This is a genomic window from Pantoea sp. GABEPS69, assembly GCF_045780835.1.
Classification (GTDB): domain Bacteria; phylum Pseudomonadota; class Gammaproteobacteria; order Enterobacterales; family Enterobacteriaceae; genus Pantoea; species Pantoea septica.
Map to the genome: position 1 here is coordinate 2,660,330 of NZ_CP118618.1, position 23,153 is coordinate 2,683,482.

The window sequence follows — 23,153 nt, forward strand, 5'->3', positions numbered from 1 at the left end:
CACCTCACTGACGCTGGTCGTCTACCGTCACCCCTTTAGGCGGCGTGAAGGTAAACTTGTCCGGGCTGATAGCGCCGTTTTTCTGGCTTTTGAGCTGATAGCTGCTGCGCTGGCCGTCCTGCTCAATGGCGCTGAACTGATTGATGGTGCCCGTTGGGGTCACCGAGAGAGTGAACTGTTTGAGATTGCCGTCGCTGTTTTTCGGCGTCAGTTCAAAAGTATCGCCCTGCTGTTTAATGTTGTACTGCTGCCAGTCGCTCGGCTGGTTACGGGCAATCAGCATAAAAGGCGTGTTGCTGGTGGCGTTTTTCAGCAGGCTGACGCTCGCCTGTTCCACGAACGGATTGTAGAACCACAAATTTTTGCCGTCAGAGATAATCACGCTCTCGTCCGGCGCGGTCATATGCCAGTTAAACAGGCTGGGACGCTTCACCCACAGCTCGCCCTCGCCTTCCTGCACGTTGGCGCCGCTGCTGTCGGTCACTTTCTGGCTGAAGCTGGCGTGGAAGCTGTTAACTTTGTTCAGACGCTGCTGCAGATCGCTGGAGGCGTCCGCCATTACGCTGGCAGACGCAAAAACGGCCAACAGGCCAGACACGATTACGCTTGATTTCATCCGCTTCAATTCCTTATTTATCTCTATCCAGTGAATACCGTTTTAATTCTGGTCGCCGTTTTAGCATTGAGCCAGGAGAAAAACCCGAAAGCTTTCTCTGATATGAGGGGTAAATGTCGCCTGAACAATGGGCCAGTAAAAACTGGCCCATGATTGTTTGTTGCAAAGCGTGTCGCGCTACATTTCGTGCGGCGGCGGCGAAAGCACTTCGCGGTTGCCGTTGTGGCCTGGCTCGGAGACGATGCCCTGCGCTTCCATCTGTTCGATAATGCGCGCGGCGCGGTTATAGCCGATACGGAACTGGCGCTGTACGCCGGAGATCGAGGCGCGTCGCTTGTCGACCACGAAGGCCACCGCCTGATCGAACAGCGGATCCAGCTCTTCGTCGCCTTCCAGGCCGCCAGCGCCGCCTTCGCTCTCTTCGCCTGCGGTAATGCTTTCGATGTACTGCGGACGTCCGCGCGCCTTCCAGTCCTGCACCACGGCGTGCACTTCCTGATCGCGCACGAAGGCGCCGTGCACACGCACCGGCATGGAAGAGTTAGGCGGCATATAGAGCATATCGCCCATGCCCAACAGCGATTCGGCGCCGCCCTGGTCGAGGATGGTGCGCGAGTCGATTTTGCTCGAGACGGTAAAGGCGATACGCGTCGGGATATTGGCCTTGATCAGGCCGGTAATCACATCCACTGACGGACGCTGGGTCGCCAGCACCAGGTGGATGCCCGCGGCGCGCGCTTTCTGCGCCAGACGCGCGATCAGCTCTTCCACCTTCTTGCCGACCGCCATCATCAGGTCGGCGAACTCATCCACCAGCACCACGATATAAGGCAGTTTTTCCAGCACCGGCGGCGTCATATCCATACTGTCGCCCGGCTTCCAGAACGGATCGGGAATCGGACGGCCCATCGCTTCCGCCTGCTCGACTTTTTCGTTGTAACCGGCAAGGTTACGCACGCCGAGCGCCGACATCAGCTTATAGCGACGCTCCATCTCGCCGACGCTCCAGCGCAGCGCGTTAGCCGCGTCTTTCATATCGGTAACGACTTCAGTCAGCAGATGCGGAATGCCCTCATAGACCGACAGCTCAAGCATTTTCGGGTCGATCATGATAAAGCGCACCTCTTCCGGCGTCGCCTTATAGAGCATGCTGATGATCATGGTGTTAACGCCGACCGACTTACCGGAACCGGTGGTACCGGCGACCAGCAGGTGGGGCATTTTCGCCAGATCGGCGACCACCGGCTGGCCGGCGATATCTTTACCCAGCACGACCGCCAGCGGCGACGGGTTATCGCGGAATTTGGCGCAGTCGAGCACTTCGCGCAGGTAGACCGTCTGGCGATGCTTGTTAGGCAGCTCCAGGCCGACATAAGGCTTGCCAGGGATCACCTCAACCACGCGCACCGCAACCGCAGAGAGCGAACGGGCCAGATCGCGCGACAGGTTGGAGATGCGTGCGGCTTTGACGCCCGGCGCCAGATCCAGCTCGAAGCGAGTAATAACCGGGCCGGGCGAAATGCCGACCACTTCCGCTTTGACGCGATAGTCGCCCAGTCGCGCTTCGACCAGACGCGCCGTTTGCTCCAGCGCGAACATATCGACCGGCTCCTCTTCCGCAGGCGGCGAGGTGAGCAGATCGAGCGTCGGCAGCGGCGTGGAAGGTTTCTCCAGCGGCTGGTTATGACGCATCAGGAAAGGATGGATCAGGCTGTTATCCAGCGAAGCGGGCTGTGAGGCCGTCGGCTGCGCAGCGGCAGGCGCAGGCGTCTGAAACGCGGGCGTTGGCTCCGGCTCGGCAGCGAAAGCAGCGGCGGGTTCGAACGCGGTGGAGACCGTCGGCGCGGCCACGGAAACCGCGGGCTGGGCAGCCGCCGCTTCAGCAGGCTGCTGCCACGGCGTATGGGTCGCCGCGGGCGCTTCCGACTCGGGAGCGCTGGCGATGGTAAAGACTGGTTCGTTCGGTCCCTCATCCACCAGATCTTTCATCGGCGAGAAATCAAACGCGGCGGAGGTGTCCAGGCTAAAGGCAGGCGTCTTCTCTTCCTGCTCTTCGGCGCCGTAGCGCTGCTGCTGCTGAGCGGCAAACTGCTGCGCCAGCGCGGCTTGTTCGATCGCCTCTTCCGCTTCAGGCTCCTCTTCCTGCTGCCAGCTCTCGCCGTAGCGCTGCTGCTGCTGGCTGGCGAACGCGTCGCGCAGCTGCGCCTGTTCTTCAGCCTGCTGCTGTTGCTCCGACCATTCGGCGTGCGCCTCTGCAGGCCGTTCGGCCTCGGCGCGCTGCTGCTCCTGCGCTTTGGCTTTTTCTTCCGCCATACGCTGAGAAGGCAGCTTGATGCCGTAGGAGGCAAGCTCACGGCGCGTCGGCAGTTTTACCGGATTAGGACGCGGCAACGCCGGTCCAATCCCCTGCTTAACCTGCGGATTGTGGTTGGTTTCCGGGGCGATATCGAACAGCGGCGAGGAGCTTGCCTGCGCCGCTGCGGCGGCGGTCGCGCTCGCCGTTGCGGTCATCTCGGCATCGCGCCAGTTGCCCATTTGCGGACCTTCGTCCTCTTCCCAGCCGGTAAAGGCAGGCGCAGCAGGCTCTTGCGGCACGTCGAAACGATAGCGCGGCGGCTCGGCAGGCGCAGCGGGCTGTTCGGCCGCTGGCGTAAAGGCGCTGGCGGGTTGCTGAGCCTGAGGCGCAGAGAAGGCGTTAGCCGCCGTAGCCTGCACGGCGGCCGGCGTCGGTACGGCCGCAGCTGCTACAGGCGATGCAGCAGGCGTGGAGAATGTCGGCACCGATGGCGACGTATCGAAAGCTGGCGTAGCTGCAGCTGGCGTAACGGGCGGAGCCGCATCCGTCGTCGGGGAGGTGGCAGTCGGCGCTGGCGACACAACAGCGGAAACGCCTGCAGCCTGGGCGGCTGACGTTAGCGCGGCATCCGTTGCCGCAGCGGCTTTCGCCAGCAGCGGATCGGCGGCATCAGTCGCAGCGTGATCGGCCGGCGCGCGCGGCGCGGCAAGCAGCACATCTTCGTCATCCTGCGTGGCCGCCTTAAAGCGCGGCGCAACGTCAGCGTCAATCTCGTCCTCGTCTTCCTGCCACGGCTCGTCGCGGCGCGAACGGTTGCTGGCGAACGTCAGTACGCCCATCACCACGCCACCGATGCGCTCGGCGATGGTCAGCCACGACCAGCCGGTATAGAGCGTAATGCCCGCCGCCCAGACGCAGAGTAGCGCCAGCGTGCCGGTAGCCGGCGAGAACCAGGGCGCAATGGCGTTGCTCACCAGGCTGCCGATAACGCCGCCGGAGGCGAAATACCAGATATCGTCGGCATTGAGCGCGGCCAGGCCGCAGGTGGTCACCACCAGCGCCAGCACGCCGATCAGGCGCAGGCCGATAGCGAAATAGTCGATGTAGTCCTGCTGATCGCGCTGGCGAAAGGCGATCCAGCACAGTCCGACGATCACCGGCGGAATGGCGTAGGCCATCACGCCGAAGATAAACAGCAGCGTATCCGCCAGCCAGGCCCCCACGCCGCCGCCGAGATTATGAATCGGCTCATGCCAGGCGGTTTGCGACCAGCTCGGATCGGAAGGATTGAAGCTGACGAGCGAGACCATCAGATAGACGGCGAAAAGCGAGACGAGAATAAGCAACGCTTCCAGCAGACGGCGTCCACTGCTCAGCGGTTTTAACGAAACTTCTTTGTCTTCTGTGTATTCCTGGCTCAAGAGAACTCTCCAGGTGCCTGTAAATTATGAAGGCAACAGCGTCGGGCAAGCCCGACGCTGGTCCTGTATGAATTCACAGGAGTGTATCGAAATATCGCAGGTTTTGCACCTGCGCTGCGTTATCGGGTTTTGATCACCAGCCGATTGCTCTGTTTGACCTCTTCCATCACCACGTAAGTGCGGGTGTCGTTGACCCCCGGCAGGCGCAGCAGGGTTTCGCCAAGCAGCTTACGGTAGGCGGACATATCCGGCACGCGCGTCTTCAGCAGGTAGTCGAAATCACCGGAAACCAGGTGACACTCTTGAGTTTCCTCAAGTTTTTGCACAGCGGCGTTAAACTGTTCAAACACATCCGGCGCGCCACGATTCAGAGTAATCTCAACAAAAACCAGCAGCGACGCATCGAGATAGTGCGGGTTAAGTTGCGCGGTATAGCCAAGAATAAAACCCTGACGTTCCAGACGACGCACACGCTCAAGACATGGCGTAGGCGATAATCCTACGCGTTTGGAAAGCTCTACGTTGGAAATACGACCATCTTTCTGAAGCTCATTCAGAATATTTCTGTCGATTCTGTCGAGATCTTTTCCGGGGCGTTTCTTATTGTCTACCATTATTATTGTCTCTCTTAATTCCTTCCCTTTACCTGCCACGCCCTGGAAACGTTCACTGTTCAAGGCATTAGTGAAGCGAAGAATCAGAGCCTGTGCGCTGTCGCGCATCCATCCGCATGACGCATGTTGTCTGTCCACATCATGCGTCATTACCTATGCCAGGCTGAAATTTATCGGGAAAAAAGGGCAAAACGAGGAACGAAACCCTGTTTTGACTCTCTCCTTCTTCTTCGCTTCTGCCATTGTTTTCGCAAAAGCGCAGGCGATTGTCAAAGTAAAAAGACCAAATTCAGGACAAGATGCCAGACAGACCGCTGGGTAACTGTTTTTAAATGAGAATTTTTGTACTCTTGCACCAGTAAAAACCGATTATTGCCCCCTTTTAGCGCAGCCGACGTGCAGAACCCGCCGTTATCGTCTACGCCGCTTGCAGCTATCGGTAACAAAATTCCCCAGCCCTTTTTTTGCCACGGTAAATTCCCTACAATCCCAGGTCATGTTGTCAGCCGAATGAAACTGAGGATCATATGAGTACGGCCAAACACAGTAAATTGCTCATTCTGGGCTCAGGCCCGGCGGGTTATACCGCAGCGGTCTATGCTGCTCGCGCTAACCTGAATCCGGTGCTGATCACCGGCCTCGAAAAAGGCGGTCAGCTGACCACCACCACCGAGGTAGAGAACTGGCCCGGCGACCCGCACGATCTCACTGGTCCCTCGCTGATGGAGCGCATGCATGAGCATGCCGAGAAATTCAACACGGAAATCATTTTCGACCATATTCACACCGTCGATCTGCAGAACCGTCCGTTCCGTCTCACTGGCGACAGCGCCGAATACACCGCTGACGCGCTGATTATTGCGACCGGCGCTTCGGCGCGCTATCTGGGCCTGCCTTCCGAAGAGGCGTTTAAAGGCAAAGGGGTTTCCGCCTGCGCCACCTGCGACGGTTTCTTTTACCGCAACCAGAAAGTCGCGGTTATCGGCGGCGGCAATACCGCAGTGGAAGAGGCGCTCTATCTGGCGAACATCGCGGCGGAAGTGCACCTGATTCACCGTCGCGACAGCTTCCGCGCGGAGAAGATTCTGATCGACCGCCTGATGGAAAAAGTGCGCAGCGGCAATATTGTGCTGCACACCGATCGCACGCTGGAAGAGGTCGTCGGCGACCAGATGGGCGTGACCGGCCTGACGCTGCGCTCGACGCTGAACGAAGCGGAAACCGAGTCGCTGGAAGTGGCGGGACTGTTCGTCGCCATCGGCCATAGCCCCAATACGGCAATCTTCGAAGGTCAGCTGGCGCTGGAGAACGGCTATATCAAGGTGCAGTCCGGCCTGCACGGCAACGCCACCCAGACCAGCATCCCTGGCGTGTTCGCCGCAGGCGACGTGATGGACCATATCTATCGCCAGGCGATCACCTCTGCCGGCACCGGCTGTATGGCCGCGCTGGACGCCGAGCGTTATCTCGACGGGCTGGTTAAAAACGATCGGTAAGTTGTTAATTAGCTGATCTAACTTATTCAGGGCGACTGTTTTTCAGTCGCCTTTTTTTATGCCGCCGTGCTAGATTCAGGCGCCTGAAGAGCTACCTTCTTATCCTTTCCCGGATATCGACAACGCTACGGTCTCGCATGAACAAAACCCGGCAACAGGAACTGACCCGCTGGCTGCGCCAGCAACGCGCTTACGGCGGCCGCTGGCTGCGGTTGACCTCGCTGTTTGGACTGGCGAGCGCGCTGGCGATTATTGCCCAGGCCTGGCTGCTCGCCTTTTTGCTGCAGGCGCTGATTGTCGAACAGCGGCCGCGTGCCGATCTGCTTCTCCCCTTCGCCCTTTTGCTGCTCTGCTTTGCGCTGCGCGCCCTGTTCAACTATGCGCGCGAGGCCGCAGGCTTTCGCGCCGGCCAGGCGATTCGCCAGGCGCTGCGTCAGCAGGTGCTGGATCGCCTCTCCGCGCTCGGACCGGCGTGGATCCGCGGCAAACCGGCGGGCAGCTGGGCGACGCTGCTGCTGGAGCAGATCGAGGAGATGCAGGACTACTATGCGCGCTATCTGCCGCAGATGACGCTGGCGGCGCTGATCCCCTTGTGCATTCTGCTGACCGTTTTCCCGCTCAACTGGGCGGCCGGTTTGATTCTGCTGGGCACCGCGCCGCTGATCCCGCTGTTTATGGCGCTGGTCGGCATGGGCGCGGCCGACGCCAACCGCCGCAACTTTATCGCGCTGGCGCGCCTCAGCGGCGATTTCCTCGACCGACTGCGCGGACGCGAGACCCTGCGCCTGTTTCATCGCGCTGAAGCGGAAACCGCCGCTATCGCCGCCTCCACCGCCGATTTTCGCCAGCGCACCATGGAAGTGCTGCGCCTCGCCTTTCTCTCCTCCGCCGTACTGGAGTTTTTCGCGTCGCTGGCGATTGCGGTGGTCGCGGTTTACTTCGGCTTTTCCTATCTCGGCGAACTCCATTTCGGCGCCTGGGGAAGCGGCGTCACGCTGTTTGCCGGTTTCGTCGCCCTGATCCTTGCGCCGGAATTCTTCCAGCCGCTGCGCGATCTCGGCGCGTTTTACCATGCCAAAGCGCAGGCGGTCGGCGGCGCGGACGCTCTGGAGCGCTTTATGCGCGAAAGTCCGCAACCTGCCGCCGCCGAGGGCGCGGCGACGCTGCCCGACGACGCGCCGCTCGCCATGGTCGCTCAGGATTTGATAGCCTTGAGCCCAGCGGGCAAAACGCTGTGCGGCCCCCTCAGCTTTACGCTTGCGGCCGGCGAGCGCGTGGCGCTGGTCGGCCAGAGCGGCGCTGGAAAAACCGTGCTGATGAACGTGCTGCTCGGCTTCCTGCCCTATCAGGGATCGCTGCGCGTCAACGGCGTTGAGCTGCGCGAGATGAGCCGCGCCTACTGGCAGCGGCAGATCGCCTGGCTTGGGCAAAACCCGCAGCTGCCCGCCGGGACGCTGCAAGAGAATATCGTAATGGGGAACGGGCGTGACGACGTCGATCTGGACGCTCTGCTCGCCGACTGTGGCGTTAGCGAATTTTTACCGCGACTCTCCGCCGGCGTGCTGACGCCGATCGGCGACGACGGCGCAGGGCTTTCTGTCGGCCAGGCGCAGCGCATCGCGCTGGCGCGCGCGCTCTATAAGCCAGCGCGCCTGCTGCTGCTGGACGAGCCCGCCGCCAGCCTCGACAGTCGCAGCGAACAGCACGTGATGCGGGCGCTCGATAAAGCGTCACGCCGGCAGACCACCCTGATGATCACCCACCAGCTCGATGCGCTGCAGCAGTGGGACGCGGTCTGGGTGATGCAGGAGGGTCAGCTAACGCAACAGGGCCAGTGGCGCGATCTGATCGCCGAACCAGGTCCGTTTCGTCAGATGGCTTCGCATCGTCAGAAGGAGATTTACTGATGTCCGCCCTGCGTCCTTTCCTGCGCCTGTTTCTACGTCACCCCTGGCGGCTGTCACTGGGCGTGCTGCTTGCCATCGTTACGCTGCTCGCCAGCATCGGTCTGCTGGCGCTTTCGGGCTGGTTTCTCGCCGCCTCTTCGCTGGCGGGCCTCGCCGGGCTCTACAGTTTTAACTACATGCTGCCCGCCGCAGGCGTTCGCGGCGCGGCGATCTCGCGCACCGCCGCGCGCTATTTCGAGCGGCTGGTCAGCCATGATGCTACTTTCCGCGTGCTGCAACACCTGCGCGTCTTTACCTTCAGCCGCCTTATCGCGCTGGCGCCGGGCCAGCTCGCAGCGTTTCGCCAGGGCGATCTGCTTAACCGCTTCGTCGGCGACGTCGATACGCTCGACCATCTCTATCTGCGGGTTATCGCGCCGCTGACTGGCGCTTTCGTGGTGATTGTGGTGGTGACGCTGGGCATCAGCCTGCTGGACGTGCGGCTGGCGCTGACCCTCGGCGGCGTGATGCTGGCGACGCTGCTGCTGCTGCCGCTGTTTTATCGGCTGGGCTCGCCAGCCGGGCGCGCCATTGCGCAGCAGCGCGCGCAGTGGCGCCTGCGGCTGATGCACTGGCTAAGCGGGCAGGCTGAACTGGCGATCTACGGCCTCTCCGATCGCTGGCGCGAGCAGCTCGACCGCGACGAGGCGCGCTGGCACAAAGCGCAGCGGCAGCAGCAGCGCCTGCAGGCGCTGTCGCAAAGCCTGCTGCTGCTGATAAGCGGCGCGACCGTCACGCTGCTGCTGTGGATGAGCGCCGATAGCCTGACGCACGACGCCTCCTCCGGCGCGCTTATCGCGCTGGTGGTCTTCTGCGCGCTGGCCGCCTTCGAAGCGCTGGGCCCGGTCGCCGGCGCCTTTCTGCCGCTGGCGCAGGTGATCGCCGCCGCACAGCGGGTCACCGGCATTATCGGTCAGACGCCCGCCATCCGCTTTCCTGCCAGCGCGGGCAGCGCAGCGGGCAGCCTCTCAGTGGCGATCGACGAGGTTACCTTCCGCTATCCGCATCGCCCCGAAGCGGTGCTGGAAGGATTTTCGCTGCAGGTGCGGGCGGGCGAACGCGTGGCGCTGCTCGGCCCTACCGGCTGCGGTAAATCCACCCTGCTGGCGCTGCTGACGCGCGCCTGGGACGTGGAAGCGGGATCGATTACGTTGCAGGAGATCGCGCTGCGCAGCTGGGATGAAAAATCGCTGCGTCAGCGCATCAGCGTGGTGACGCAGCGCGTGCATCTGTTCAACCAGACGCTGCGCGAGAACCTGCGCGTGGCGCGTCCCGACGCCAGCGATGCGCAGCTCAGCGAGGCGCTGCGGCAGAGCGGACTGACGCGGTTGCTGGAGAGCGAAGAGGGTCTTAACGCCTGGCTCGGCGAAGGAGGCCGTCCGCTGTCGGGCGGCGAACTGCGTCGCCTGGCGATTGCGCGCGCGCTGTTGCACGACGGCGATCTCTGGCTGCTGGACGAGCCCACCGAAGGGCTCGACGCCACTACTGAACAGCAAATTTTAGCGCTGCTGCTGCAGGTCACCGCCGGCAAAACCCTGATTATGGTGACGCATCGCCTGAGCGGGCTGGAGAGGCTGGATCGCATCTGCGTGATGGAAAATGGCCAGATTGTCGAACAGGGCGCGCATCACGAATTAATCTCAAAAGAGGGGCGCTACTGGCATTTCCAGCAGCGCTTTGCGCTATAGTCTTAGCGAAAAAGCGACGAGTAACGATGCGATGAGACTGGTGCAACTGTCACGGGAATCCCTTCATTTTCCTCCGCCGGAGATGGCGCTGCGCGAGCCGAATGGCCTGCTGGCGATGGGCGGCGATCTCTCCCCTGCCCGTCTGCTCAGCGCCTATCAGCGCGGCATTTTCCCCTGGTTTTCGCCGGGCGATCCGATTTTGTGGTGGTCGCCCGATCCGCGCGCGGTGCTCGTGCCGGAATCTTTTCATCTCAGCCGCAGCATGGCGCGGTTTCATCGCCGCTCGCCATACCGCGTCACCATGAATCACGCCTTTTTCGAGGTGGTGGAAGGCTGCGCTGCCGGTCGTCAGGAAGGTACCTGGATTACCTTCGAGGTAAAGCGCGCCTGGCAGCGTCTCTATGAGCTGGGTCATGCGCACTCTGTGGAAGTCTGGCAGGATCAGCAGCTGGTCGGCGGCATGTACGGCCTCGCGCTCGGGCAGATTTTCTGCGGCGAGTCGATGTTCAGCCGCAGCGAGAATGCCTCGAAAACCGCACTCTGGGTATTTTGCCAGCATTTCATGAAACATCAGGGCAGGCTGGTGGATTGTCAGGTTTTAAATCCGCACACCGCGTCGCTGGGCGCGCGTGAGATCCCGCGCGTCGACTATTTGCAGTATGTTCAGACCCTTGCCTGGCAGCCTGTCAGCGCGGGCTGCTGGCGTACTCAGACCCTTTTTTAAGGCTGCGCAGATGTTTTGCACACAATCAGGCGCAAAAGTGGTATAATAGTCGCGTTTGGTATGTCGTCCGCGCTTCGCAACGGCGAGCCGGAATTGCCAGGCTGGGAATCACAACGCACTCCCGGAACTGTTTCAGATGAGCGCGTGTTACCGCCTACTGACGCAGATTCTTAGCCCGTTAATCCCCCGCAGACGTCACATAAACACCCGAATTTAACCGAGATGCTCGTGCCCTCGCGCGAAGCACGGCGAAGCGTTGGCCTTACCGCCAACGTTTCTTTACATAAATCGTGGAATTCGGCATTATCTTGCCGGTTCACTGAAAGCTAGTCCACCCAGAGGATTCGATGGCCAAAGAAGACAATATTGAAATGCAAGGTACCGTACTTGATACGTTACCTAACACCATGTTCCGTGTAGAACTCGAGAACGGTCACGTGGTTACCGCTCATATCTCCGGTAAAATGCGCAAAAACTATATCCGCATCCTGACGGGCGACAAAGTGACTGTTGAGCTGACCCCGTACGACCTGAGCAAAGGCCGCATTGTCTTCCGTAGTCGCTAAGCGGCTTCGTTTCGCTTTCGCCGCCTGAACGGCGGTGAAAAAAAAGGCCAGATTTGCATCTGGCCTTTTCTATTTCTGTCGTACGGCGCTTAGTGAACCGTACCTTCCGTTTTGCGTTTTTCCGCGCTGAGGAAGTGGTAGGTCAGCTGGTTCTTCTCTTTGTCGAGCGCCACCGAGACCGATCCGCCATCCACCAGCGAGCCGAACAGCAATTCGTTGGCCAGCGGTTTTTTGAGGTTTTCCTGCACCGTACGCGCCATCGGACGCGCGCCCATCGCCTTGTCGTAGCCTTTCTCCGCCAGCCAGTCACGCGCTTCGTCGCTGACCTCCAGCGAGACGCCCTTCGCATCCAGCTGCGCCTGCAGTTCGACAATAAACTTGTCCACGACCTGATGAATCACTTCCGGTGACAGGTGACGGAACCAGATAATATTGTCGAGACGGTTGCGGAACTCCGGCGTAAAGATCTTTTTGATCTCTTCCATTGCGTCGGTGCTGTTGTCCTGATGGATCAGACCAATCGATTTACGCTCGGTTTCACGTACGCCCGCGTTGGTGGTCATCACCAGCACCACGTTGCGGAAGTCCGCTTTACGGCCGTTGTTGTCCGTCAGCATGCCGTTGTCCATTACCTGCAGCAGCAGGTTGAAGACGTCCGGATGCGCTTTCTCGATTTCGTCGAGCAGCACCACCGCATGCGGATGTTTAATCACCGCATCGGTCAGCAGGCCGCCCTGATCGAAGCCGACATAGCCCGGAGGCGCGCCAATCAGGCGGCTCACCGTATGACGTTCCATATACTCTGACATATCGAAACGCAGCAGCTCAATGCCGAGCGCCTTCGCCAGCTGAACCGTAACCTCGGTTTTCCCGACCCCGGTCGGACCGGCGAACAGGAAGGAGCCGACAGGTTTGCGATCCTGGCCCAGTCCGGCGCGGCTCATTTTGATCGCTTCGGTCAGGGCTTCAATAGCGTTATCCTGGCCGAACACCAGCATTTTCAGGCGATCGCCGAGATTTTTCAGCGTGTCGCGGTCGGTTGCTGAAACGCTCTTCTCAGGGATGCGCGCGATACGCGCCACCACGGTCTCGATATCGGAGACGTTGATGGTCTTCTTGCGCTTGCTGGCCGGCATCAGACGCGCCCGCGCGCCCGCTTCGTCGATCACGTCGATCGCTTTGTCCGGCAGATGGCGGTCGTTGATATATTTCACCGCCAGCTCAACCGCGGCGCGCACCGCTTTCGCGGTGTAACGCACGTCGTGGTGCGCTTCATATTTCGGCTTCAGACCGTTCAGGATCTGCACGGTTTCGTCCAGCGTCGGCTCAGTGATATCAATCTTCTGGAAGCGACGCGCCAGCGCGCGATCTTTTTCGAAGATATTGCTGAACTCCTGATAGGTAGTTGATCCCATCACGCGGATTTTCCCGCTGGAGAGCAGCGGCTTAATCAGGTTAGCCGCATCCACCTGGCCGCCGGAAGCCGCGCCTGCGCCGATGATGGTATGGATCTCATCGATAAACAGAATGCTGCTGTTATCCTGCTCCAGCTGTTTCAGCAAGGCTTTGAAGCGCTTCTCAAAGTCGCCGCGATACTTCGTGCCCGCCAGCAGCGAACCGATATCGAGCGAGTAGATGGTGCAGTCCTTCATCACTTCCGGCACGTCGCCCTGCACGATGCGCCAGGCCAGGCCTTCCGCGATGGCGGTTTTACCGACGCCCGACTCGCCCACCAGCAGCGGGTTGTTTTTACGGCGGCGGCACAGCACCTGAACGGTACGCTCCAGCTCTTTGTCGCGACCAATCAGCGGATCGATTCCGCCGACGCGAGCAAGCTGATTGAGATTGGTGGTGAAGTTTTCCATACGATCCTCCCCGCCTGCTTGCTCTTCGTTGACCGGATTCTCACTGTGCGGCGCCTGACCGGGTTCGTCTTTACGCGTACCGTGAGAAATGAAGTTCACCACATCAAGGCGGCTGACTTCATGTTTGCGCAGCAGATAGGCCGCCTGCGACTCCTGCTCGCTAAAGATGGCGACCAGCACATTCGCGCCTGCGACTTCGCTGCGGCCCGATGACTGGACATGGAATACCGCGCGCTGCAGAACGCGCTGGAAGCTGAGCGTGGGTTGGGTATCGCGCTCCGCTTCACTGGCGGGCAGCACCGGTGTGGTTTGTTCAATGAAAGCTTCGAGTTCTTGCCGCAGCGCGACAATATCGACGGTACAGGCTTCCAGTGCCTCTCTGGCCGACGGGTTGCTGAGCAGAGCCAGCAACAAATGCTCGACGGTCATAAACTCATGACGGTGCTCACGCGCTCTGGCGAAAGCCATGTTTAAACTGAGTTCCAGTTCTTGATTGAGCATAGGCACCTCCCCCAATTATCGCTCTGACAACCTCACCCTCACTATATGAGGGCGAGTTCAGGCTTTTTCCAGCGTACACAGCAATGGATGCTGATTCTCCCGCGCGTACTTGTTCACCATAGCGACTTTGGTCTCCGCCACTTCGGCGGTAAAGACACCGCAGATCGCCTTTCCGTGGTAGTGAACTTTCAGCATCAGTTGCGTTGCACGTTCAACATCATAAGAAAAGAACTTTTGCAGAACGTCAATAACAAATTCCATAGGCGTATAATCGTCATTATTCAGGATGACTTTATACATAGAGGGCGGCTGCAGTCCCTCTTTTGCTTTGTCTTCGGCCAAGTGTTCAAAGTTAAGCCAGTCGTTAGTATTTGCCATAATGTTCCGTTGAAATTCTGCACATCGATACGGACGATTATCTGTCCATACGTAGAGTTTAACACGCCTGTCAAGCACGCCTCCGCCGCAGCGATTTTTTGCGAAAAAACCCGCGCGCGACCTGTATCACAAAATTCGCAATAGCGTTAACTGTCTCAAATTTTGATGATTTTATCCCTGCGCTCTCCGGTGGTTTGCTTGACGCCAGGGGCCCTTTCTCTACATTCTACAGACACAAGCTGATTGAGTTTTAAACAAACTCGACCCCAGCTTTAATTTACTCACCTGATTATCAAAATGTCTTGCGAGGGAAGTAAAAGCATGGAGACGGGTACTGTTAAATGGTTCAATAACGCCAAGGGCTTCGGCTTTATCTGTCCGATCGGTGGCGGAGAAGATATCTTCGCGCACTACTCTACGATTCAGATGGATGGCTACAGAACATTAAAAGCCGGGCAACAAGTTCAGTTTGATGTTCATCAGGGCCCGAAAGGCAATCATGCCAGTCTGATCGTGCCGGTGGACGTTGTACAGCACGCCTGAACTGCTATCACCCCATTCTGAACGCTCCCCCAAAAAATGCCAGCCGTGTCGCTGGCATTTTATTTTATTGCGCACGTGCGGTTAATCCGCTTTGCCGCGCGCCAGCCACATCACCCGCGAAAACATCTGGCGCATCAGCGGCGGCATCGCCTGTTCTCCGCGCTCGGCGGCGGCGGTTGCGACGGCGATGGCCAGCTCCGGCTTGGAGGCGTGCTGAAGCGCTTTGGTAATAATACGCCTGGGACTCATCGCCGCATTTAACGGCAGATGCGCCATCTGCAGATAAACCGCTTTAAAGCCTGCGCCGAACAGATAGTGCTCCATATCGAGCGCCGGCAGCTGCGTCAGGTAGTGGTCGCGCTCATCGTGCGGCGCCAGCTGACTGCGCGCCGTGGCGGCATATTTATTGCCGGCGTCGTCGCCGTCGGTCAGCACGTGCCAGGCGATACCCATGCGCGCGGCAAACTTCAGCAGCGGCTTCAGACCCGCCTGCGCGAATTCGATTACCTTCACCCCTTCCGCCGCGAAGTGGTAGCCGCACTGGCGCGCCAGCTCGTTGATGATCCATACCTCGGTTTCGCCCTCCACCAGCAGCCAGCAGCGGGCGAACAGCGCCGACGGTCGGTTGACGCGAATATGAAAGCCGATACGGCGGCTCTCTTCGGCGCTCAACCCCTGCGGGCCGATGCGCCAGGCGGCGACGCGCGTCGGTTCGCGCACCAGCCGACAGACATTTTCCACCGGCGTCAGCGACAGCAGCTCGCCAGAGTTGGTGGTGGCGATTTTCTGCAGCGGGATAAGATCGAGCAGATTCCAGGTCACCGACAGCATAATCGGATGCAGCCGGGTCTCCGGATCTTCTATCAGCAGCAGCGGGCGCGCGTCGGGCGAGAGCCCCGCCGCGCCGCGCGCCTGCGCCAGCAGAACGAACATGCGCAGCAGCACGATCTGCTGACTGCGCGAATCGGTTTCGCCGATCAGCTGATTAAGGCGATCGAGCGCGCGCCAGCCGTGCGCGCCGTCGCGGTTTTGCGGGTCGCTGCGCCGCGCGCCGTCCGCGGCGGGCTGCAGCACCAGAAAATAGTGCTCCATCAGCTGCTGCATGGTGGCGACGCCCTGCCGCAGCGTTTCATCGCTGAGCTGATGGGGCTGCGACGCCAGCTGGCGCGTCAGGCTGCCGATATCTGCCGCCAGCGCGCGCATCTCAGCGCTTCGCGCCTGTCCGTCGCTGCTGTCGTGCCGCGCGCGTCGGCTAAAGCGCGCATCGCGCAGGCGCAGTACCGGATGCAGCCGCGCCAGCTGGTTTATCGCCTCTTCGCTGCCCGCCGACGGCAGCGCCTCGCCGTCAGCGCGCAGAAAACGGCGCGAGGCGGTGACCTCGGTTTCGCGCAGCCGGGCGCGGGTACTGAAGTAGAGCCAGCGCGCGCCCTGTGCGTCGCGCTGCCAGAATGGCGAAAACAGCGCCGACTGTTCGCTGCCGTCGTCGCGAAAATGAAACACGATTTGCAGCCGCCGCATCGGCGTCTCGCGGTTGCCGGGCGTGAAGTGGAAATCGTGCCGGGTAAACTGATAAGGAGTCTCCTGCGGCGCAAGCAGCAGGCTCAGGGCGTCCAGCAAACTCGATTTGCCCCAGGCGTTTTCGCCGATCAGCAGGGTTGTCTGGGTGAGCGGCAGCGACAAATGATTAATGCCGCGAAAGCCGGTAATCTCGATATGTTCCAGAATCATGACGCTCTCTCCTCAGGTTCAGCCATGCCGCTGTAATACAAGGGTTTACTCTATCAGGCTTTTTCGCTAGCGTGTCCGCACTCTCTGCAAGGAAACGCATCCGTTATGTATTCTGGGCTTCTTATTATTCTGCTGCCGCTGGTGGCGGGCTGGCTGTTGCCGCTGCGTCAGCCCGCTTTTTTACGTCTGGTGAATCGTCTGCTGGGCTGGATGGTCTATATCATTCTCTTCTTTATGGGCATCAGCCTCGCCTTTCTCGATAATCTCAGCCGCAATCTGCTTAGCGTATTTCATATCGCGCTGGTGAGCGCGCTGGCGATCCTGCTGTGCAACCTGCTGGCGCTGCGCCTGCTGGAAAAAAAGCGTCCCTGGCAGCACCAGCACAGGCAGGAAGCGCTGCCGTCGCGCCTGCGCATGGCGCTCGATTCGCTGACGCTGTGCGGCGTGGTGGTAGTGGGCTTTCTGGCGGGGCTGACGCAGCTCGCTTTTCTGCGCCACGCGTCCACCGCCAGCGAATATGCGCTGATCTTTCTGCTGTTCCTCGTCGGGGTGCAGCTGCGCGGCAGCGGCATGACGCTGCGCCAGATTCTGCTGAATCGACGCGGCATGCTGGTGTCAGTGGTAGTGCTGCTGAGCGCCCTGCTGGGCGGCGCCATCGCCGCCGCGCTGCTGGGTTTGCCGCTGAAAACCGGCCTGGCGCTGGCCAGCGGTTTCGGCTGGTATTCCCTTTCCGGCATCCTGATGACCGAAGCGTTCGGGCCGGTGATCGGCAGCGCCGCCTTTTTCAACGACCTGGTGCGCGAGCTGACCGCCATCATGCTGATCCCGGCGCTGATCGCCCGGCACCGCTCCAGCGCGCTCGGACTGTGCGGCGCGACGGCGATGGATTTTACTCTGCCGGTGCTGCAGCGCGCGGGCGGCAATGAAATCGTGCCGGCCGCTATCGTGCACGGCTTTGTGATGAGTTTGCTGGCGCCGCTGCTCATCGCCTTTTTCTCCGCGTAACGCGCAGCGCACTTTTTCACGGCTGCGCGCGCGAAACCTCGTCTAGTCTTCTCTTTTTGTCCGCCATCGGGAAGATGGCTTGCAGCCAGAGGAGAGTACGATGAAACAGACCGTTGCGGCGCTGATCGCGAAAACGCTGGAAAACGCCGGCGTCAAACGTATTTGGGGAGTGACCGGGGACTCCCTGAACGGGCTGAGCGACAGCCTGAACCGCATGGGCACCATTGAGTGGATGCCGACGCGACACGAAGAGGTCGCCGCCTTCGCCGCCGGCGCGGAAGCGCACGTCAGCGGCGAGCTGGCGGTCTGCGCCGGCTCCTGCGGGCCGGGCAACCTGCATTTGATCAACGGCCTGTTCGACTGCCACCGCAACCGCGTGCCGGTGCTGGCGATCGCCGCCCATATTCCCTCCAGCGAGATCGGCAGCGGCTATTTTCAGGAGACGCATCCGCAGGAGCTGTTCCGCGAGTGCAGCCACTACTGCGAACTGGTCTCCAGCCCCGAGCAGTTGCCGCAGGTGCTGGGCATCGCGATGCGCGAGGCGATCCTTAATCGCGGCGTGTCGGTAGTGGTGCTGCCGGGCGACGTGGCGCTGAAGCCCGCGCCGGAGAGTGCGTCGACCGCCTGGTATCCGCCGCTGTTGCCGCAGGTTCTGCCGCAGGAGAGCGAGCTGGCGCTGCTGGCGCAAACCCTGAACGAGGCCAGCAATATCACGCTGCTGTGCGGCAGCGGCTGTGCCGGCGCCCATGACGAAGTGGTGCGGCTGGCGGAGACGCTGAAGGCGCCGATCGTCCATGCGCTGCGCGGCAAAGAGCATCTTGAGTACGATAACCCTTATGATGTCGGCATGACCGGGCTAATCGGCTTCTCATCGGGGTATCACGCCATGATGAACGCCGATACGCTAGTGCTGCTCGGTACCAAATTCCCCTACCGCGCTTTCTATCCCGAACACGCGAAAATCATTCAGCTCGATATCAATCCCGGCAGCCTCGGGGCGCACTGCCATCTCGATCAGGCGTACGTCGGCGCGGTGAAGCCGACGCTGCAGGCGCTGCTGCCGCGGCTGGAGAAGAAAACCGACCGTCATCATCTCGACAGCGCGCTGGAACACTACGCCGACGCGCGCAAAGGGCTGGACGAGCTGGCTAACGCCAACGACAAGCAGGCGATCCATCCGCAGTATCTGGCGCAGCAGATCAGCCACTACGCCAGCGACGACGCGATTTTCACCTGCGACGTCGGCACGCCCACCGTCTGGGCGGCGCGCTATTTGAAAATGAACGGCCGTCGCCGCCTGCTCGGCTCTTTCAATCACGGTTCAATGGCGAACGCTATGCCGCAGGCGCTCGGCGCCCAGGCGCTGAACCGCGATCGTCAGGTAGTAGCGCTGTGCGGCGACGGCGGCTTCAGCATGCTGATGGGCGACTTTATTACTCTGGCGCAGCTCAAGCTGCCGGTGAAGCTGGTGATCTTCAATAACAGCGTGCTGGGCTTTGTCGCCATGGAGATGAAGGCGGGCGGCTACCTCACCGACGGCACTGAGCTGGATAATCCTGACTTCGCCGCCATCGCCGAGGCGTGCGGCATTAAAGGGCTGCGCGTGGAGAAGGCGTCCGAGCTTAACGGCGCGCTGGAGCAGGCGTTCGCGCATCCCGGTCCGGTGCTGGTGGACGTCATCACCGCCAAAGAGGAGCTGGCGATGCCGCCGCAGATCAAGATGGAGCAGGCGAAAGGTTTTAGCCTCTATATGCTGCGCGCAATTCTGAACGGTCGCGGCGACGAAGTGGTGGAGCTGGCGAAAACCAACTGGCTGCGGTAAAAGAGAAAGACGACGCTGGGCGCTGATGTTTCTTTCAGCGTGCTCAAAGCCTGAGAAGCGGGTGGCATGGGCAGAAGAGCAAAGCGTCCCGCGTCAGGGATGACGCGGGCCGAGCGCGCATGGATGCCTTGAGCGACTTTGCGATCGGCCCATGCCACCCGCTTCGGCACCTGTTGGCATTCTTAACGGGCGTTTACGCCCGCTTTTCTTTTCTCAGGAGAGCAACGTGATCGATTTACGCAGTGATACCGTAACCCGGCCGAGCGCCGCGATGTTGCAGGCGATGATGGCCGCCGAAACCGGCGACGACGTCTATCGCGACGATCCCACCGTCAATGCGCTGGAGGCGGAAGCCGCGCGGCTCAGCGGCAAAGCGGCCGCGCTATTCTTCCCGACCGGCACCCAGGCCAATCTGGTGGCGCTGCTGAGCCACTGCGAGCGCGGCGACGAATATATCGTCGGCCAGCAGGCGCATAACTATAAATATGAAGCGGGCGGCGCGGCAGTGCTGGGCAGCATTCAGCCGCAGCCGATCCTGGCTGCCGAAGACGGCACGCTGCCGCTGGAGTTAGTGGCCGCCGCCATCAAGCCTGACGATATCCACTTTGCGCGCACCCGCCTGCTCAGCCTGGAGAACACCCATCACGGCAAGGTGCTGCCGCTCGACTATCTCGCCCGCGCCTGGGAGTTTAGCCGCGAGCGCAAGCTGGCGCTGCATATCGACGGCGCGCGCATCTTTAACGCGGTGGTGGCGCAAAACGTCACGCTGGAGGCGATTGCGCGCTACTGCGACACGCTGACTATCTGCCTGTCGAAAGGACTGGGTACGCCGGTGGGATCGCTGCTGTGCGGCGATGAGGCCTACATCGAGCGCGCGCGCCGCTGGCGCAAAATGGCGGGCGGCGGTATGCGTCAGGCGGGCATCCTGGCGGCGGCCGGTCTCTATGCGCTGCAGCACAACGTGACGCGGCTGAAAGAGGATCACGACAACGCCGCGTGGCTCGGCCAGCAGCTGCAGCAGGCGGGCGTCGAGGTGGTAGATCAGCAGACCAATATGCTGTTCGTGCGCGTGCCCGCCGAGCAGATCGCGCCGCTGAAAAACTGGTTTGCCGCGCGCGACGTGCTGTTAAGCGTCGGGCCGGTGACGCGCATCGTTACCCATCTGGACGTCGACCGCCATGCGCTGGAGCAGCTGCTGGCGCACTGGAAAGCCTTTCTGCAGCGTTAATCGCCGTATCTCTCCAGCAGCGCCTCGGCAATCGCCAGGGTCTCCGCGTCCGGTAAGCCGCGATAGTCTGCCGGACGAAAATGCATCTGGAACGCCGCGATCAGCCGCTGCTGCTGACGCGGCGTAGCGGCGCCGCTCACGTCGTAGCCGTAGCGCGACAGCGCCGCCAGCAGCGTCTCCATCGCGACCGGCGTCTGCGCCGCCCTGCCCGCTAAATAGTGCTGCACGCGCGTCGCCTCCGGCCAGGCGCCGATCCCCTGCCGCGCCAGCCGATCCCACGGAAACAGCGGACCGGGATCCTGCTTGCGCTGCGGCGCGACATCGCTATGGCCGACGATATTCTGCGGCGCGATGGCGTAGCGCCGGGCGATATCCTTCAACAGCAGCGTCAGCGCCGCGATCTGCGCCTCGGTAAAAGGCTGCCAGTCGCGCCCGGTCAGGGTTCGCGTATAGCCGCGGTTCACCAGCTCGATACCGATTGAGGTGTCGTTAAGGCGCGTCGCGCCGCGCCAGAAGCTCGGTCCGGCGTGCCAGGCAAGCTGCGGCTCCGGCACCAGCTGCCAGATAATGTGCTTTCCGGCACGCTGCGGCGGCTGACGAGGAATAAGGTAATGGGCGCTGACGTCGCGATCGGTCAGGGTCGCCAGCGAAGAGGGAAAATCTTCGGCGGTATAGTGAATAACGATCGCTTTAATGCGCGGCCTGGCGCCATAAGCCGGATGCTGCGTGTCGACCCAGTAGCCCTGCCGCGATTCCAGTCCGCTCTGACAGCCTGCCAGCAGCAGCAGCAGCGCGGCCAGCAGCAGCCTCAACGGAGCTTCACCGCCGTGCCGCTTACGCTAACCATCAGCATGCTGCCGTCTTTGCCAACGGTTTCGTAATCGATATCGATGCCGACCACCGCACTGGCGCCCAGCGCCTTCGCCTGCGCTTCCAGCTCCTCGAAGGCGATTTCGCGCGCCTTGCGCAGCTCTTTCTCATAGGCGCCGGAACGGCCGCCGACCACGTCGCGGATGCCGGCGAAAAAGTCGCGGAAAATGTTAGCGCCAAGGATCGCTTCGCCGGTGACGACGCCGCAGTAGTCGCTGATGCTGTGTCCTTCCAGCGTAGGCGTGGTGGAAAATTTCATCGCTCTCTCCTGATATGAAATAGGGGACAAGGCTCTTTCAACTAAAAAGCACGGCTATACTCTATGCTAAAAATAGCGCTTTGCCAGAGAACAATAAGGAAATCGAGATGAGAAACAAAGCCTTTGCGCTGCTGCTTCCGGCCGCACTGCTGCTCTCCGCCTGTACCACGGTGGAGCCGGTGATTAAGGACAACGGCCCTCGCACCGCGCCCTGCGTCGACGGCGGTCCAGACAGCGTCGCGCAGCAGTTTTACGATGTGCGCATTCAGCAGCCGACCCCAGGCCTGCCGGGCAGCGAGCAGCTGGCGAAATACCGCCCCTACCTGAGCGACCGCCTCTATCAGGCGCTGCAGCAGGCGAATACCCAGGGCGGCAACGCCACAGCGCAGTGGCGCAGCGGCGATCTCTTCTCCAGCCTGCCGCAGGGCCCGACCGCCGCCAGCGTGGCGGACAGCTCTACCATTCCGAACCGCGACGCGCGCAATATTCCGCTGCGCGTCGAGCTGAGCCGCGACGGCAAAAGCTGGCAGGATGAGGTGCTGATGATCCGCGAAGGCACCTGCTGGGTGGTGGATGACGTGCGCTACGTCGCCGACTGGGCGCATCCAGGCGGCGGCACCCTGAGCCAGACGCTGGAGCAGGCGAAAAAATAATCTCTCCCCCGGCGCGCCGCTCTCTTGCGGCGCGTCTCTTATCGCCTGCGCCCCCCTGCCGCTAAATGGCGCGATATTGTGCTACCCTTTACCTGTTTCGCTGCAGTTTAATAAATTTTAACCCACTTCATTTGCATAACTATTCTGGTGCGGTTAAGATTCGCGGCACTAATGGCTATTCAAAATTTGCGCATGAGTATTCAACTAAACGGGATTAACTGCTTTTACGGCGCCCATCAGGCGCTGTTTGACATCAATCTGGATTGCCCGCAAGGCGAAACGCTGGTGCTGCTCGGCCCAAGCGGCGCGGGGAAAAGCTCACTCCTGCGCGTGCTTAACCTGCTGGAGCAGCCACGCTCGGGCAGCCTGAAAATCGCCGGCAACCATTTCGACTTCAGCAAGACGCCGTCCGACGCCGCCATCCGCGAGCTGCGTCAGAATGTTGGCATGGTTTTCCAGCAATATAACCTCTGGCCGCATCTTACCGTGGTGCAGAACCTGATCGAAGCGCCGTGCCGCGTGCTGGGCCTCAGCAAAGCGGAGGCGCGCGCGCGCGCCGACAAGCTGCTGGAGCGCCTGCGCCTTACGCCCTATGCCGATCGTTTCCCGCTGCACCTCTCCGGCGGCCAGCAGCAGCGCGTCGCCATTGCGCGCGCTCTGATGATGGAGCCGCAGGTGCTGCTGTTCGACGAGCCGACCGCCGCGCTCGATCCGGAAATCACCGCGCAGATCGTCAGCATTATTCGCGAACTCGCCCAGACGCACATTACCCAGGTCATCGTGACGCACGAAGTGGAAGTCGCCCGTAAAACCGCCAGCCGCGTGGTCTATATGGAGAACGGCCATATCGTGGAACAGGGCGACGCCAGCCGATTTACACAGCCGCAAACCGAGGCGTTTGCACATTATCTTTCGCATTAAGTCAGGAAGCTCT

The 23,153-nt window shown here is 61.0% G+C and carries 20 protein-coding genes; 12 read left to right on the forward strand and 8 right to left on the reverse strand.

Translation table 11 applies throughout. The features are described from left to right. Positions 1 to 4: 4 nt before the first annotated feature. The 3 genes from lolA to lrp form a co-directional block, all read right to left on the reverse strand. Positions 5 to 616 (reverse strand): outer membrane lipoprotein chaperone LolA, encoded by a 612-nt coding sequence (lolA, locus tag PVE98_RS13045; protein WP_033751302.1) that lies wholly within the window; start codon positions 614 to 616, stop codon positions 5 to 7. Positions 617 to 793: 177 nt separating this feature from the next. After that, complete coding sequence (locus tag PVE98_RS13050; RefSeq protein WP_096072877.1) at positions 794 to 4,333, reverse strand: DNA translocase FtsK 4TM domain-containing protein; 3,540 nt, start codon at positions 4,331 to 4,333, stop codon at positions 794 to 796. A 119-nt stretch (positions 4,334 to 4,452) separates the two neighbouring features. Further along, positions 4,453 to 4,947 (reverse strand): leucine-responsive transcriptional regulator Lrp, encoded by a 495-nt coding sequence (gene lrp / locus PVE98_RS13055; RefSeq protein WP_006118610.1) that lies wholly within the window; start codon positions 4,945 to 4,947, stop codon positions 4,453 to 4,455. On the opposite strand from lrp, the gene PVE98_RS13060 reads away from it, so the two are divergent. From PVE98_RS13060 to infA, 6 genes are all read left to right on the forward strand, one after another. Then, on the forward strand, positions 4,937 to 5,269 hold the full coding sequence (locus PVE98_RS13060) for a hypothetical protein (RefSeq protein ID WP_227741475.1): 333 nt from the start codon (positions 4,937 to 4,939) through the stop codon (positions 5,267 to 5,269). The genes lrp and PVE98_RS13060 overlap by 11 nt on opposite strands. Positions 5,270 to 5,474: 205 nt before the next feature. Then, positions 5,475 to 6,443: a thioredoxin-disulfide reductase gene (gene trxB, locus PVE98_RS13065; RefSeq protein ID WP_033751307.1), complete on the forward strand. Its 969-nt coding sequence runs from the start codon at positions 5,475 to 5,477 to the stop codon at positions 6,441 to 6,443. A 137-nt stretch (positions 6,444 to 6,580) separates the two neighbouring features. After that, positions 6,581 to 8,350 carry a heme ABC transporter permease/ATP-binding protein CydD gene (gene cydD / locus PVE98_RS13070; protein WP_033751310.1) on the forward strand — a complete coding sequence of 590 codons (1,770 nt, stop codon included), beginning with the start codon at positions 6,581 to 6,583 and terminating at the stop codon, positions 8,348 to 8,350. Further along, entirely contained in the window at positions 8,350 to 10,077 is a 1,728-nt protein-coding gene (gene cydC, locus PVE98_RS13075) for a heme ABC transporter ATP-binding protein/permease CydC (RefSeq protein WP_313619554.1), read from the forward strand. The genes cydD and cydC overlap by 1 nt, the downstream gene beginning before the upstream one ends. Before the next feature lie 31 nt (positions 10,078 to 10,108). Then, positions 10,109 to 10,801 (forward strand): leucyl/phenylalanyl-tRNA--protein transferase, encoded by a 693-nt coding sequence (gene aat, locus PVE98_RS13080; protein WP_033751930.1) that lies wholly within the window; start codon positions 10,109 to 10,111, stop codon positions 10,799 to 10,801. Between the two features lie 347 nt (positions 10,802 to 11,148). Continuing rightward, complete coding sequence (gene infA / locus PVE98_RS13085) at positions 11,149 to 11,367, forward strand: translation initiation factor IF-1 (RefSeq protein WP_002211347.1); 219 nt, start codon at positions 11,149 to 11,151, stop codon at positions 11,365 to 11,367. 89 nt (positions 11,368 to 11,456) lie between these two features. On the opposite strand, the gene clpA is transcribed toward infA, so the two are convergent. Continuing rightward, entirely contained in the window at positions 11,457 to 13,733 is a 2,277-nt protein-coding gene (gene clpA / locus PVE98_RS13090) for an ATP-dependent Clp protease ATP-binding subunit ClpA (RefSeq protein ID WP_048785815.1), read from the reverse strand. A 57-nt stretch (positions 13,734 to 13,790) separates the two neighbouring features. After that, positions 13,791 to 14,111 carry an ATP-dependent Clp protease adapter ClpS gene (gene clpS, locus PVE98_RS13095; RefSeq protein ID WP_033751321.1) on the reverse strand — a complete coding sequence of 107 codons (321 nt, stop codon included), beginning with the start codon at positions 14,109 to 14,111 and terminating at the stop codon, positions 13,791 to 13,793. 321 nt (positions 14,112 to 14,432) lie between these two features. On the opposite strand from clpS, the gene cspD reads away from it, so the two are divergent. Continuing rightward, entirely contained in the window at positions 14,433 to 14,654 is a 222-nt protein-coding gene (gene cspD / locus PVE98_RS13100; RefSeq protein ID WP_033751327.1) for a cold shock-like protein CspD, read from the forward strand. Between the two features lie 81 nt (positions 14,655 to 14,735). On the opposite strand, the gene PVE98_RS13105 is transcribed toward cspD, so the two are convergent. Then, positions 14,736 to 16,382 (reverse strand): ATP-dependent endonuclease, encoded by a 1,647-nt coding sequence (locus PVE98_RS13105; RefSeq protein WP_096072875.1) that lies wholly within the window; start codon positions 16,380 to 16,382, stop codon positions 14,736 to 14,738. 105 nt (positions 16,383 to 16,487) lie between these two features. On the opposite strand from PVE98_RS13105, the gene PVE98_RS13110 reads away from it, so the two are divergent. The 3 genes from PVE98_RS13110 to ltaE all read left to right on the forward strand — a co-directional run bounded on the left by PVE98_RS13110 (position 16,488) and on the right by ltaE (position 20,437). Further along, positions 16,488 to 17,387 carry a lysine exporter LysO family protein gene (locus PVE98_RS13110; RefSeq protein ID WP_033751332.1) on the forward strand — a complete coding sequence of 300 codons (900 nt, stop codon included), beginning with the start codon at positions 16,488 to 16,490 and terminating at the stop codon, positions 17,385 to 17,387. A 100-nt stretch (positions 17,388 to 17,487) separates the two neighbouring features. After that, complete coding sequence (poxB, locus tag PVE98_RS13115) at positions 17,488 to 19,209, forward strand: ubiquinone-dependent pyruvate dehydrogenase (protein WP_096072874.1); 1,722 nt, start codon at positions 17,488 to 17,490, stop codon at positions 19,207 to 19,209. 226 nt (positions 19,210 to 19,435) lie between these two features. Next, on the forward strand, positions 19,436 to 20,437 hold the full coding sequence (ltaE, locus tag PVE98_RS13120; protein WP_033751337.1) for a low-specificity L-threonine aldolase: 1,002 nt from the start codon (positions 19,436 to 19,438) through the stop codon (positions 20,435 to 20,437). On the opposite strand, the gene PVE98_RS13125 is transcribed toward ltaE, so the two are convergent. Beyond that, complete coding sequence (locus tag PVE98_RS13125) at positions 20,434 to 21,249, reverse strand: N-acetylmuramoyl-L-alanine amidase (protein WP_096072873.1); 816 nt, start codon at positions 21,247 to 21,249, stop codon at positions 20,434 to 20,436. The two genes, ltaE and PVE98_RS13125, sit on opposite strands and share 4 nt — an antisense overlap. Further along, on the reverse strand, positions 21,246 to 21,566 hold the full coding sequence (locus tag PVE98_RS13130; protein WP_033751347.1) for a heavy metal-binding domain-containing protein: 321 nt from the start codon (positions 21,564 to 21,566) through the stop codon (positions 21,246 to 21,248). Before PVE98_RS13130 ends, PVE98_RS13125 begins: the two co-directional genes overlap by 4 nt. 107 nt (positions 21,567 to 21,673) lie before the next feature. On the opposite strand from PVE98_RS13130, the gene PVE98_RS13135 reads away from it, so the two are divergent. Together PVE98_RS13135 and artP are read left to right on the forward strand one after the other, a co-directional pair. Next, positions 21,674 to 22,219 carry a lipoprotein gene (locus PVE98_RS13135; RefSeq protein ID WP_096072872.1) on the forward strand — a complete coding sequence of 182 codons (546 nt, stop codon included), beginning with the start codon at positions 21,674 to 21,676 and terminating at the stop codon, positions 22,217 to 22,219. 192 nt (positions 22,220 to 22,411) lie between these two features. Then, positions 22,412 to 23,140: an arginine ABC transporter ATP-binding protein ArtP gene (gene artP, locus PVE98_RS13140; RefSeq protein WP_033751350.1), complete on the forward strand. Its 729-nt coding sequence runs from the start codon at positions 22,412 to 22,414 to the stop codon at positions 23,138 to 23,140. The last annotated feature ends 13 nt before the right edge of the window (positions 23,141 to 23,153 follow it).

Bases quoted from the DNA above. Each gene is read 5' to 3' on its own strand.
- lolA (WP_033751302.1), bottom strand. From the start codon at position 616: ATGAAATCAAGCGTAATCGTGTCTGGCCTGTTGGCCGTTTTTGCGTCT.
- lrp (WP_006118610.1), bottom strand. From the start codon at position 4,947: ATGGTAGACAATAAGAAACGCCCCGGAAAAGATCTCGACAGAATCGAC.
- trxB (WP_033751307.1), top strand. From the start codon at position 5,475: ATGAGTACGGCCAAACACAGTAAATTGCTCATTCTGGGCTCAGGCCCG.
- cydD (WP_033751310.1), top strand. From the start codon at position 6,581: ATGAACAAAACCCGGCAACAGGAACTGACCCGCTGGCTGCGCCAGCAA.
- cydC (WP_313619554.1), top strand. From the start codon at position 8,350: ATGTCCGCCCTGCGTCCTTTCCTGCGCCTGTTTCTACGTCACCCCTGG.
- aat (WP_033751930.1), top strand. From the start codon at position 10,109: ATGAGACTGGTGCAACTGTCACGGGAATCCCTTCATTTTCCTCCGCCG.
- infA (WP_002211347.1), top strand. From the start codon at position 11,149: ATGGCCAAAGAAGACAATATTGAAATGCAAGGTACCGTACTTGATACG.
- clpA (WP_048785815.1), bottom strand. From the start codon at position 13,733: ATGCTCAATCAAGAACTGGAACTCAGTTTAAACATGGCTTTCGCCAGA.
- clpS (WP_033751321.1), bottom strand. From the start codon at position 14,111: ATGGCAAATACTAACGACTGGCTTAACTTTGAACACTTGGCCGAAGAC.
- cspD (WP_033751327.1), top strand. From the start codon at position 14,433: ATGGAGACGGGTACTGTTAAATGGTTCAATAACGCCAAGGGCTTCGGC.
- PVE98_RS13105 (WP_096072875.1), bottom strand. From the start codon at position 16,382: ATGATTCTGGAACATATCGAGATTACCGGCTTTCGCGGCATTAATCAT.
- PVE98_RS13110 (WP_033751332.1), top strand. From the start codon at position 16,488: ATGTATTCTGGGCTTCTTATTATTCTGCTGCCGCTGGTGGCGGGCTGG.
- poxB (WP_096072874.1), top strand. From the start codon at position 17,488: ATGAAACAGACCGTTGCGGCGCTGATCGCGAAAACGCTGGAAAACGCC.
- PVE98_RS13130 (WP_033751347.1), bottom strand. From the start codon at position 21,566: ATGAAATTTTCCACCACGCCTACGCTGGAAGGACACAGCATCAGCGAC.
- PVE98_RS13135 (WP_096072872.1), top strand. From the start codon at position 21,674: ATGAGAAACAAAGCCTTTGCGCTGCTGCTTCCGGCCGCACTGCTGCTC.
- artP (WP_033751350.1), top strand. From the start codon at position 22,412: ATGAGTATTCAACTAAACGGGATTAACTGCTTTTACGGCGCCCATCAG.